The following is a 12663-nucleotide window of genomic DNA, read 5'->3' as shown; positions in this document are numbered from 1 at the left end:
CGTGCCATCCGCCACCGGCCAGCGCTGGCCGGGGCGGATAAAGGACAGATCAGAAATCGCGCTTGTAGAAGATATCCAGCGAGCTGGCCAGGCCGCTGGCGGCTTCCAGGTAGACCTTCTTGCTGAGCTTGTAGCGCAAGGCGATGGTGTTGGCCGGCTCGAACACGCCTACGCCGTAGCGCAGGCTCAGGCGCTCGGTGAGGTTGCCGCTGGCCACCACGCTGGTCTTGTTGCCCGTACCTTGGGTGTCAAGCTGGAAGTCGTCGATGCCCAGGTTCGAAGCCAGGCCGCCGGTCAGGCCGGCGCTGCCCATCAAGCCCAGCCCCAGCGCCGCCTCGGCAAGCATGTTGCTGTCCTCGCCGGAGCTGTTCAGCGGCCGGCCCAGCACCAGGTAGGACAACGCCTGCTCCTGGCTCATCGCCGGCTCCGAGAACACCTTGGTGGTCGGCTGCTCGGCGCTGCCACTCAGGCGAATACCGGCGATCACGTCGTCGACCTTTCGGATCGCCTCGATATCCAGGTACGGCTGGTCGATGGGACCGGCGAAAAGCAGCCGCGCGCGGCGAATGGTCAGCTTCTGCCCGTAAGCGCGGTAACGCCCATCGGCCAGGCTGAGCTCGCCCCGGGTGTCGAGGTTGTCGCCGATATGCACGTGCCCCAGCAGGTTGGCGGTCAGGCCGAAGCCCTTGAACGACAGTTTTTCGCTGCCGACATCGACATCGATGTCCATCGCCACCGCCACCGGCGGCTTGCCCTGTTCGGTCTGGTGGCCAACGATCACCGTGTCGTCCGAGACCTTGACCGTCGACGGCGGCAGCTCGCGCACGGTGATCTTGCCCTTGGGCACCTGCACCTTGCCGGTCACCGCCAGTTTGTCGTCCAGCAGGCGAATGCTCAGGTCGGGCGCCATTTCCAGCGCCGCGTAGGGCTCGACGCTGACCGGCAGCTGCTGGCCTTGCAGGCGCAGGTCCATGCCCAGCGCCTGACCCCAGGTCAGGTGTCCGGTCAGTTGCCCACGCCCTGCCGCGCCACTGCGCCAGTTGCCGTTCAATTGCACCTGCTCACCGGCGATCAGCGCCTGCAGCGACAGGCCCTCCAGGCTCACCGGCAACTCCGCGCCGCTGACCTCGCCACCGCTCAAGGCCAGGCTGCCATTGACCTGGGGCGCAATCAGGCTGCCGGACAGACGCCCGCTGCCGTTGAGCTGGCCAGCCAGGCGCTCGACCATCGGCAGGAACGGCCGAATGACCGACAGCTCAAGCCCGGCCAGGCGGAAATCACCGGACAACGGCTTGTTGCGGCCCAGCGGATCAAGGCGGGTGTTGACATTCAGCTCACCCAGGCGCTCGCCACGGAAGTCCAGGCGGGTGTCGACCCGGCGTGGCGCCAGGGTGCTGTCCAGGCGCAGCACCTGATACGGGAAGTCGACCCAGCGGTCCTTGTCGCGTACCCGCAAGGTGCCGCCGCCGGCATCGACGCGGATGCTGCCCTTGGGCCCGCTGGCCGGGATGTCGAGGTTGATGTCGGCGTTGAGCAGGCCCTGCCAGGCAAAGTCCTTGGGCAACCACTGCGCCAGACTATCCAGCGGGAACTGCTTGAGGTGGTAGCGCAGGCGCGGCTCCGGCGCCAGGCGCTGGTCCTCGCCGCACAGGCTGGCCTGGCCGGAGCGCCAGCAATGGGCGCCGAAATCGAGCTGGCCGCTGGCCAGACGCTGCAGGCGCGCCGGCGCCTGCAACTGCCAGTCCTGGCCTCCGGCCTGGATGCGCCCGCTCGCCAGGCGACCGCGCCAGTCGCCCTTGGCCAGGGCGCCATCCAGCGCCAGGTCAAGCTTGAGTTGCGGGCCGTCGAGGGCCAGGGTGGCGGCCTGCTGGCGAAGATCGCCCTTGCCTTGCACATCAAGGCTGCCCAGGGAGGTATCACCCACCCGGATACCGCCGGCCTTGAGCGTCACCTGGCCGCGCTGGGCATTGTCCAGCCGGGCATCCAGGTCCAGCCGCTGCACGCGGTTGTCCGCCTGGCCCAGCTGTTGCCCCTGCAGAGTCAGGGTGCCTTGCGGCGCGGCCAGGGTGCCGGCCAGGTCCAGGCGCCCCTTGGCCTGCCCTTGCAGTTGCGGCCAGAGCTGGCCCAGGCGCGGCAGGTCGAGGTCGACACGTCCGGCAAGGCGTTGCTGTACGCTGGCGCTGCCATTGATGCGGTTGTCGCCCAGCTGCACCGCCAGGCTGCCCAGGGTCCAACGCTCGCCCGCGCCTTCGGCGTCGACCTTGACCAGCGCCGGCTGGCCGCGCAGGCGCCCTTTGAGGTCCAACTGAGCCTTGAGCGTCAGTTGCTCGTGCTTCAATTCGCCCTGGCTGCGCAGCGGGCCGGCCAGGGTGCCGGGCAGCTCCGCCAGCCAGTAGGCCGGGTCCAGGGCCGACAGTTGCAGGTCGACATCCCAGGCCAGGGTGTCGGCAAAACGCAGGGCGACACTGCCGGCGGCCTTGCCCTGCCCGGCATTGAGCACCAGCTGCGGCAGGCGTACCTGGCCCAGGTCGCCGTCGAACGGGCTGGCCAGGCTGAAGGCGCCGGCCGGGCCATCCAGGTCGCCGTTGAACACCCCCTTGTAGCTGCCGTCGCGGTACTGCACCTGGGCGTTCAAGCGCTTGAGCGTGACCTGGGGCGCCGTCTCCAGCGGGTACAAGCGCAACCAGGGGAAGTCCAGCCAGTCGAGGCTGGCATCGGCGCTCAGGCCCTGCTGCCAGTCGGCGCTGGCCTGCAGCTTGAGGCGCTGCTGGTCGCTGGCGTTCAGGTCCAGGGCGTCGAGCCGGGCGCCCTTGGCATCGACCTTGCCGGCCAGCACCAGGCCGATCGGCCCTTGCTCGGCGGGCAGCGTGGCCGAGCCGGACAGCTGATAACCCTTGAGCAAATCACCCTGGGCATCGAGCCGCAGCTGGTCGAGTTGCAGGGTGTCGGGCAGCTCGGCTGCGGGCTTGAAACTGTCCGCGCGAATGCTCAGGTGGGCCGGCAGGTGCTCAGCCAGGGCCTGCAGCTCACCGCTCAGGCGTGCGTCCAGGTAGCCACTGCTGGTGGCATCGATGGCAAGGGATTTCTGCAACTCGCCCTTGGCGCTCAAGGCCAGTTGCCAGGGTTTGCCATCGACCGCCGGCAGTTGCAGCGTGCCTTGCAGCTGCAGCGGCCAGTCGCCCTGGGGTACCAGGTCGCCCTGCACGTCCAGGCGCAGGTCGTCGCGGCGCAGTTGCAGGCTATCCACGCGCAGCCCGCTCGCGGTCCAGTGCGCGGCCAGGCTGAGGTCGCCCAGCAGGTCGCTGCCATCCAGGCGCAGTTGGCCCAGCTTGACCTCGCCCAGCTCGATGGCCAACGGCAGATTCAGCGCCGGCAGTTGCAGCGGGCCGACATCGGGCTTGTCCTCGCCCGGGGCGAAGGCCATGTCGATACGCTCGGCCTGCAGACGCTCGACGCACAAGGTGGCGCGCAGCAGGCAGGTTGGCGACCAGTCCAGTTGCGGGGCCTGCACCTCGACACGGTCTTCGCCCGCCGTCCAGCGCAGTTGGCTTGCCTGCCAGCTGCCGCCGAGGCGTCCGGAGAAATCGCTGACTTGCAGCCCCGGCACCAGGCTCAGCACCCAACGACTGCCGCCCTGGGTGCCCAGCACCAGGCCCAACGCCAGGACGATCAGCAACAGCAGGCCCAGCAATGCCAGCAGGATGGGTTTGACTACACGCGTCACAGCTCAGGCCCCATGGAGAAGTGCAAACGAAAACCACCGTCGTCATCCAGGGCGCGGGCCAGGTCCAGGCGCAGCGGCCCCACCGGCGACACCCAGCGCACGCCGATGCCGACGCCGGTCTTGAGGCTGGGCAGTTCCAGCGAGTTGAACGAATTGCCCTGGTCGATGAAGGTCGCCAGGCGCCATTTCTCGGCAATCGAGTACTGGTACTCGGCGCTGCCGGCCACCAGGTAGCGCCCACCGATGCGGTCGCCCTGGTTGTTCTTCGGCGACAGCGACTGGTAGTCGTAGCCGCGCACGCTTTGGTCGCCACCGGCGAAGAAGCGCAGTGACGGCGGGATGTTCTGCTGGTAGCCATTGGTGGCACTGCCGCCGAACTGCACGCGGCCAAGGAAACGATGGTTCTGGCCCAGGGTGGTCAAGCCCTTGAGCAGCACGTTGCCGTGGATCAGGTTGGTGTCCGAGCCCAGGCCTTCCTTGGCCGCCTGCAGGTCGAACTGCAGGCGGTAGCCATTGTGCGGGTCGATGCGGTTGTCGCTGCGCAGGTAGGAAAAGCTGACGCCCGGCATCAGCAGGTTGCTCAGCCCCGAGTCGTCGCCCAGGCGATATTCCTCGCGCTGGTACTTGAGCGAAATCACCCGCTGCCAGCCGCTGGGCAGCTTGCTGTGCCACTCCGGGCCGACCGTCAGCAGCTTGCTAAGGGTGTCGGTGCCGGAAATCTCTTCGTTCTGGTAGCCGCCGGCGAAGCGCAGCTTGTCGGTGAGCGGCGGATCCAGCGGGATGTCGTACCACAAGCCGACGTTCTGCCGGGGCGCCGACAGCTCGGTTTCCCAGCCGTAGCTGTGCCCTTGCGGGTTGACCCAGTGGCGGGTCCAGTTGGCCTTGCCGCGTGGCCCGACGTCGGTGGAGAAACCCAGGCCCAGGCCGAGGGTGCGTGGCTTGCGGGTGTCGAGGTGGACGTCCACGGGGATATCCTCGCCCACTGCGGCGGTGGGCGCTGCGTCCACCCGAACGCTGTCGAAGTAGCCACTGGACTGCAGGTCGTTGTTGAGCTCGGCGATCAGTTCCGAGTCGTACGGGGTACCGGGCTTGAACCCCACCATGCGCTGCAGCAGGTCGTTGTCCAACGGCGCATCGCCGCCAAAGCTCACCGCGCCAAGGCGGTAGCGCGGGCCGCTCTGGTAGACCAGCTCGATATCGGCCACACCGGCCTGCGGATCGACCGCCAGGCGCTGGCGCTCGAAGCGCCCGGCGAAGAAGCCGTAGCGCGAGGCCTGGTTCTGGATCAGCCGCTTGGCATCCTCGTAGGTGCCATGGTTGAGCTGCTCGCCTGGGCGCAACGCCTTGCTGTCGGGAATGCGGAACACCCTGAGTTCGCTGGCCGGCCCTTCGATGCGCACGGTCACATTGCGCAGCCGAATCGGCTCGCCGGGCTCGACCTGGATGATCAGTTGCGGTGGCTTGTCTTTTTCGGCCGGCGCCTTGACCTCGGTCTCGACCCGCGCCTGGTAATAGCCCAGGGCCTGGGCCGCTTTGCGCGCCTGCTCCTCGGCGCCCCGGCTGAAGCGCTGCAAGGCCTCTTCGTCGCGGTCACCCAGGCTGCCGATATACCCTTCGATATTGGACTTGAGCGCCTTGTTGGCGGGTTTGACCCGTACCAGCAATTCGCTCTGCGCCCATGCCATGGAGCTGGCGGCCAGCAACAGCAGGCCCCAGCCAAGTCTTCCTGAATACGTCATGCGCGGCATGCTACCAGAGCGCAACGGCCAAGGGGCTTTCAGAAAACGCCTGTCACAGGTTCGCTACCCTCGACGAGCGCGGGTTGGGGTGGAAGAACACCCGCTCACGGATCGGCCCCACGGCGATCTCGCCGATCTCTTCATAACCCTGGCGCTGGTAGAACGCCAGGTAATGCGCATTGCCGGTGTCCAGCACCACGCCGTCGGTACCGGCGTCTTCCGCGCACCAGTCATGCACGGCCTGCAGCAGTTGCTCGCCGTAGTGCTGGCCCTGGAACTGCGGGTGCACGCCCAACAGCGGCAGCACATGCACCTTGTCCCCCGGCAGGCACCCGGCCAGCGCGGCCTGGTAATCCAGGTAGCGGCGGGTGCAGCGCAGGCCGGTGCCGAGGATCATGCGCAGGCGCCAGGCCCAGCTGTCGGCCACGCCAAGCCGGCGTTGCGGCGGCACGATCAGCGCCAGGCCGATCAGGCGATCCTCCAGCAACAGCCCGATCGCCGGCAATTGCAGATAAAAGTGCTGGCGCACCCACTCGCGCACCATCACCCGCAGGCGGCGCTCGTACCCGGGGCGCTGGGCCTCGAACAGCCAGGCGAAGGTCGGTTCGTGGCGGTAGGCATGGTAGAGCAGCGAACGCGCCTCGCGGGCGTAGCCGGCGTCTAGCAGGCAGATCCGGGCCGGGGCGGCGATGTCGTCGGGCATTGCGGGCAGTCCTCCTGGAATGGGCGTACAGGGCCTTGGAACCAGATTCCGGCGCTGGGTTCACCTCCTCCAGCACGTTAGCAGCGCCCGCCGCGCGGCGCCATGCTGGCCGTGGCCGGCGATGTCGGCTAGCATCCGTGGCTTTTACCAGGATCGTCTTTCCATGAAGATCGTCTCGTTCAACATCAACGGCCTGCGCGCCCGCCCGCACCAGCTGGCGGCGCTGATCGACAAACACCAGCCGGACGTGATCGGCCTGCAGGAAACCAAGGTCAGCGACGATCAGTTCCCGTTGGCCGACGTCGAGGCACTCGGCTACTACGTGCACTACCACGGCCAGAAGGGCCACTATGGCGTCGCCCTGCTCTCGCGGGAAAAACCGCTGTCGCTGTCCAAGGGCTTCGCCAGTGACGAGGAGGACGCCCAGCGCCGCTTCATCTGGGGCACCTTCGCCGATGCCGACGGTACGCCGATCACCATCATGAACGGCTACTTCCCCCAAGGCGAAAGCCGCGACCACCCCACCAAGTTCCCGGCCAAGCAGCGCTTCTACAGCGACCTGCAGGCCCTGCTCGAAGGGCAGTTCAAGAACGACCAGCCTGTGGTGGTGATGGGTGACCTGAACATCTCGCCCCAGGACTGTGATATCGGCATTGGCCCGGACAACGCCAAGCGCTGGCTGAAGACCGGCAAGTGCAGCTTCCTGCCCGAAGAGCGCGAGTGGATGGAGCGTCTCAAGGGCTGGGGCCTGGTCGACAGCTTCCGCCACCTGTACCCTGACGTGGCCGACCGCTTCAGCTGGTTCGACTACCGCAGCCGCGGTTTCGAGGACGAGCCCAAGCGCGGCCTGCGCATCGACCTGATCATGGCCTCCCATGGGCTGCTGCCGCGGGTCAGGGCCGCCGGGGTCGACTATGAGCTGCGCGGGATGGAAAAGCCTTCGGATCATGCACCGATCTGGCTTGAACTGAGTTGATTGCGTACGGGCTGCGCGCTCACAGGCGCAGCCCTACCACACCTGGATACAAATCCCCCTTAAACATCGCCTCGTTCAGTTCGTCCAACAGCACGAACTCCCGCTGTCTGCCCAGCAACCCTGAACAAGGCTTCCCCATGACCGCACCCCTGAACCGCCTCACCCTGGCCGCCCTGCTGGTCGCCTGCAGCCTGCCGGCCCTGGCCGCGGCGCCCGCGCACAAACCTGGCAGCGTGTTCCGCGACTGCGCCAAGACCTGCCCGGAAATGGTGGTGCTGCCCGCCGGCAGCTTCATGATGGGCACCCCGGATGACGAAAAGGGCCGCCAGGACGACGAAGGCCCGTTGCACCAGGTCACGTTCAAAAAAGCCTTTGCCGTGAGCCAATATCAGATCACCAACGGGGAGTGGAAGGCCTACCTCAAGGCCACCGGCTACAAGGTGCCCAACGGCGATACCCGTCCGGGCCGCGAGTGCATCGCCGGCGTGCCGCGCTACCAGCAAGGCGACCGCCAGCCCGCCGTGTGCCTGAACTTCCACGAAGCCGAGGCCTATGCCAGTTGGCTGTCGAAGAAGACCGGCAAGGTCTACAAGGTCCTCAGCGAATCCCAGCGCGAGTACGCCGTGCGTGGCGGCAGCACCGGGCCGTTCCCCTTCCCGCTCGATGACAACGACGAGCAGAAGTACCAGATCTCCAAGCACGCCAATACCTACGGCCCTACCGACGGCTTCTCCTTCACCTCGCCGGTCGGCAGCTTCCCGCCCAATGCCTTTGGCGTCTACGACGGCCACGGCAATGTCTACGAATGGACCCGCGACTGCTACGTCGACAGCTACGCCAGCGCCCCCACCGACGGCAGCCCGCAGACCAACAGCAGCGAATGCGAGGATCGCCGGGTGATCCGCGGCAACGACTACACCGAGGCGCCGATCTTCTCGCGCTCGGGCAACCGCAACGAGCGCAGCTCCACCCTGCGCGGCGACTGGATCGGCTTCCGCGTCGCCCGCGAGCTGTAAGCCCTGCCCCGCCCCGGCGCCCTCGGCGCCGGGCGACTAAATCCGCGCAAAACCCTCTCGTCTACCAAGATCAGGACCTGCTCCTGCCCGGCGCCAACGAATACTCACGAGATGCCCCCATGACGCTCAAGACACCCAGCCTCGCCCAGGAAACCCTGCGCATACTCAAGCCGTTCTGGATGCTGGTCGCGCTTTCGGCGGCCCTTGGCGTGGTCAGCGGCCTGAGCGTCACCGCCCTGCTGGCCACCATCAACAGCGCGATGAATGCCGCCGGCGGGCCGGACACCCATACCGCCCTGCTGTTCGGCGGCCTGTGCGTGCTGACCCTGGCCTGCTCCACCGGCTCGAACCTGCTGACCAACTACGTGGGCCAGAAGGTGGTGGCGCGGCTGCGCCGCGAATTGTCCGCCAAGGTGCTGGTGGCGCCGATCGCGCAACTGGAGCGCTACCGTGCCCACCGCCTGATCCCGGTGCTGCTCAACGATGTCAGCACCATCAGCGCCTTCGCCCTGTCCGTGGCACCCATGGTCATTGCCTTTACCGTCACCTTGGGCTGCCTCGCCTACCTGGCGCTGCTGTCCTGGCAGATCCTGCTGATCACCGCCCTGACCGTGGTGATCGGCACTGGCGCGCAGTTCCTCGCCCACCGCTTCGGCATGAAGAACATCCTCACCGCGCGCAACGGCGAGGACGAGCTGCAGAAGCACTACCAGGCCCTCTCCGGCGGCGCCAAGGAACTGCGTATCCAGCGCAAGCGCCGCCAGTACATGCATGACCAGCTGATCCACGGCGCCACCGAGCGCATCTGCAAGGCCAACATCCGCGCGGCGAACATCTTCGTCAGCGCCGAAACCTTCGGTTCGATGCTGTTCTTCGCCGTCATCGGCGTGGCCATCGCCTTCCAGGCGCTTTGGCCGAGCACCGAGCGCACCGTGCTTGGTGGTTTCGTGCTGGTGATGCTGTACATGAAGGGGCCGCTGGAGCAGTTGATCACCAACCTGCCGAGCATCAGCCGCGCGCAGATCGCCCTGCGCCGCATCGCCGAGCTGTCGGCGCGCTTCTCGTCGCCCGAGCCGCACCTGCTGGTGAGCGACCGCGCACCCGCCGTGTCCAGCGTCGAGTCCATCGAGCTGCGCCAGCTGCGCTATGACTACCCGCAGGTCGAGGGCAGCCAGCCGTTCCACCTGGGGCCGGTGAACCTGAGCATCCGCCAGGGCGACATCGTCTTCATCGTCGGCGAGAACGGCTGCGGCAAGACCACCCTGATCAAGCTGCTGCTGGGCCTGTACAGCCCGCAACAGGGCGAAGTTCGGCTCAATGGCGAAACGGTCACCCCGCAGCGCCTGGACGACTACCGCCAGCTGTTCACCACCATCTTCGCCGACTACTACCTGTTCGACGAGCCGCTGCCCGGCCAGGCCGAACTGCCGCCCGAGGCCGGCAAGTATCTGGAACGCCTTGATATCGCCCACAAGGTGAGCATCCGCGACGGCAGCTTCACCACCACCGACCTGTCCACCGGCCAGCGCAAGCGCCTGGCGCTGATCAATGCCTGGCTCGACCAACGCCCGGTGCTGGTGTTCGACGAATGGGCCGCCGACCAGGACCCGGCCTTCCGCCGCGTGTTCTACACCGAGCTGCTGCCGGAGCTGAAACAGCAGGGCAAGACCATCATCGTCATCTCCCACGACGACCGCTACTTCCCGGTTGCCGACCAACTGGTACGCATGCACGGCGGCCAGATCGTCGTCGAGCGCAACCAGGAACCCGCCCTGCCCGCCTGACTCCGCCTCACGGGCGGTGGATCCTCGCCACCGCCCGCACTTTGTAAATTCCCCGCCGCATCGCTCGTTCCCCTATTGCCGCACGCTGAATCAACCCTGCCCACAGGGAAGTCGCAGGTCAGGCCTCTGCCAACCGTAAATATTTTTCCGGTTTTGGCATGCGCATGCGTCCTACTCGCAACGGAATAATTTTCATTTACTTTGCGTACCTTGAGCCAGAGCATAAAAATGCCAATACCAGCCAACACACTGACCCCTTTGAGCAAGGCGCTGATGCTGCGCCGGATGCTGCGTTCCTCGCCGGCCATGGCCACCCTCGGACTCGCCCTGGCCCTGCCGCTGGCAGCGCAAGTGCAGGCCCAGGAGCAGGATTACGACATCCCGGCGCAATCGCTGAGCAGCGCGCTGCAAGAGCTGGGTCGCCAGGGCAACCTGCAGGTGCTGTTCAGCCCCGAGACCGTACAGGGCCTGCGCAGCAGCCCGGTCAAGGGTCGTTTCTCGCCAACCCAGGCAGCTGGGGAGCTGCTGAAGAACAGCGGGATTCGCTACAGCGTGCAGGACAACACCCTGATCATCAGCGGCGCGGCTGAATCCGGTTCGGCCATGACCCTGGACGCCACCACCATCAATGGCCAGGTGCTGGGTGCCACCACCGAGGGCAGCAACTCCTACACCACTGGCGCGGTGACCATCGGCAAGACCGCGCAATCGCTGCGTGAGACCCCACAGTCGGTCACCGTGGTCACCCGCAAGCTGATGGACGACAAGAACCTGGTCTCGCTGGACCAGGTGATGGCCCAGACCACCGGTATCACCCGCGCCAACCGCGGCTATGGCAACCACCACTTCAGTTCCCGTGGCTTCGACCTCACCGACGAAAGCTACATGGTCGACGGCGTGCCAGGCCAGGCCTACGCCTACACCGGCTGGATGACCCCGGACATGGCGATCTTCGACCGCGTCGAAGTGCTGCGCGGCGCCTCCGGCCTGCTGGTGGGCGCGGGCAATCCGGGCGGCGCGGTGAACCTGGTGCGCAAGCGCCCGACCGCCGACCCGCGTTTCTCCGTCATCACCCGCGCCGGCTCCTGGGACAACTACCGCCTGGACCTGGATGCCAGCGGCCGCCTCAACCCCCAGGGCACCCTGCGCGGACGCATGGTTGCCTCCTATGAAGACCGTGGCTACTTCACCGACGTCACCAAGTCCAAGCGGCCGCTGCTGTACGGCATCGTCGAGGCCGACCTCAACGATGCCACCACGGTCGCTGTCGGCCTGCGCCGCCAGACCTCGCGCATCGACGGCTACAGCGTGCTGGGTATCCCCAACAACCCCGACGGCAGCAACCCGCACCTGAAGCGCTCGACCTTCCTCGGGCAGGACTGGGCCAAACTGCAGACCGACATGGACGAGGTGTTTGCCGACCTCACCCACCGCTTCAACGACAACTGGACCGCAAAGCTGGCATTGTCTCACTCCGAAGGCGGCTATAACCGCAGCGCTATCGAGTGGAGCGCGGATGACACGCTGGAATACAACGCCCCTGGTGGCCCGATGGTCAACACCGTCAGCTATCACAAGTTCGACGTGACCTCTAACGCCGTCGACGGCCACTTGGACGGCACGTTCGAGGCCTTCGGCCTGACCCACCAGTTGACGCTCGGCGCCAACTGGTCCAAGCGCAAGATGAACGACAAGGATGCAACCATCAAGCTCAAGGATGCGCTCGGCGCCTCGATTCCGCTCGATGTGTTCAATCCTGACCACAGTAATATTCCGGAGCTGCAACGCAATGGTTGGGACTCGCGGAACGACACCATCGACACCCGCTACGGCACCTACCTGAGCGCCCGCCTGCACGCCACCGAAGACCTGAGCTTCGTCCTCGGTGGGCGCCTGAGCTGGTACAAGAACGAAGCCTGGAACGGCCCGAAGGTGACCACCAGCCGGCAGGACGAGGAATTCACACCCTTCGTCGGTGCGATCTACGACCTGAACGACCAGTGGTCCTGGTACGCCAGCTACGCCGACATCTTCCTGCCGCAGTCCAACTACCGCACCGTCAGCGGCAGCGTGCTCGACCCGTCGGTCGGTTCGAACTACGAGACCGGGATCAAGGGTGAGCTGTTCGACAAACGCTTGAACGTGTCCTTCGCCGTGTTCTACATCGAGCAGGAAGACGTCGCCCAGCAAGATGCAGCCAACCGTGGCAATTGCCCGAGCGATCCGGCCGGCCGCTGCTGGGTCAACGGCGACGGCATCAACCGCAGCAAGGGCTTCGAAGCCGAGGCCACCGGCGAACTGCTGCCGGGCCTGCAAGTGGCGGCTGGCTACACCTACAACACCACCAGCTCCTCCGAAGGTGGCCCGATCTCGGCGCAGACCCCGAAACACATGGTGCGCGTGAACACCAACTACACCTTCCCGGGCGAGTGGAACCGCCTGAGCGTCGGTGGTGGCGTTTCGGCGCAGAACTCCTACGTCGATGCCTACAACGAGGCGTACAACAGCGGCCGGGCTATCTTCGACGCGCGTGCCGCCTACAAGCTCGACGAGCACTGGACCGTGGGCGTGGACGTCGAGAACCTGTTCGACCGCAAGTACTTCGACTCGATGGGCTACTGGACCCGTGGCACCACCTACGGTACTCCGCGTAGCTACATGTTCACCCTGCGCGGCGACTTCTAGACCCCGCACGGCAACAACCGGCGCCCCCTCTCGAGG

The 12663-nt window shown here is 66.4% G+C and carries 7 protein-coding genes; 4 read left to right on the top strand and 3 right to left on the bottom strand.

Going from position 1 to position 12663, the window contains the following annotated elements; all coding sequences use genetic code 11:
• Positions 1 to 49 precede the first annotated feature (49 nt).
• From OH705_RS02890 to OH705_RS02880, 3 genes are read right to left on the bottom strand one after another with little or no spacing between them, the layout of a single operon-like run.
• Positions 50 to 3724 (bottom strand): translocation/assembly module TamB domain-containing protein, encoded by a 3675-nt coding sequence (locus OH705_RS02890; RefSeq protein WP_267300901.1) that lies wholly within the window; start codon positions 3722 to 3724, stop codon positions 50 to 52.
• Complete coding sequence (locus OH705_RS02885; protein ID WP_094011189.1) at positions 3721 to 5463, bottom strand: autotransporter assembly complex protein TamA; 1743 nt, start codon at positions 5461 to 5463, stop codon at positions 3721 to 3723. Before OH705_RS02885 ends, OH705_RS02890 begins: the two co-directional genes overlap by 4 nt.
• Positions 5464 to 5515: 52 nt before the next feature.
• Entirely contained in the window at positions 5516 to 6166 is a 651-nt protein-coding gene (locus OH705_RS02880; RefSeq protein ID WP_104443978.1) for a GNAT family N-acetyltransferase, read from the bottom strand.
• 163 nt (positions 6167 to 6329) lie between these two features.
• On the opposite strand from OH705_RS02880, the gene xthA reads away from it, so the two are divergent.
• The 4 genes from xthA (at position 6330) to OH705_RS02860 (ending at position 12627) form a co-directional block, all read left to right on the top strand.
• On the top strand, positions 6330 to 7142 hold the full coding sequence (gene xthA, locus OH705_RS02875) for an exodeoxyribonuclease III (protein ID WP_267300899.1): 813 nt from the start codon (positions 6330 to 6332) through the stop codon (positions 7140 to 7142).
• A gap of 137 nt (positions 7143 to 7279) precedes the next feature.
• Positions 7280 to 8158: a formylglycine-generating enzyme family protein gene (locus OH705_RS02870; RefSeq protein ID WP_094011187.1), complete on the top strand. Its 879-nt coding sequence runs from the start codon at positions 7280 to 7282 to the stop codon at positions 8156 to 8158.
• Between the two features lie 119 nt (positions 8159 to 8277).
• Entirely contained in the window at positions 8278 to 9942 is a 1665-nt protein-coding gene (locus tag OH705_RS02865; RefSeq protein WP_038705980.1) for a cyclic peptide export ABC transporter, read from the top strand.
• Between the two features lie 228 nt (positions 9943 to 10170).
• Positions 10171 to 12627 (top strand): TonB-dependent siderophore receptor, encoded by a 2457-nt coding sequence (locus tag OH705_RS02860; protein WP_267300898.1) that lies wholly within the window; start codon positions 10171 to 10173, stop codon positions 12625 to 12627.
• Positions 12628 to 12663: the final 36 nt, after the last annotated feature.

It is taken from the genome of Pseudomonas sp. BJa3, from assembly GCF_026343815.1.
Lineage (GTDB): Bacteria > Pseudomonadota > Gammaproteobacteria > Pseudomonadales > Pseudomonadaceae > Aquipseudomonas > Aquipseudomonas soli.
This window is presented reverse-complemented; position numbering and strand designations above follow the sequence as displayed.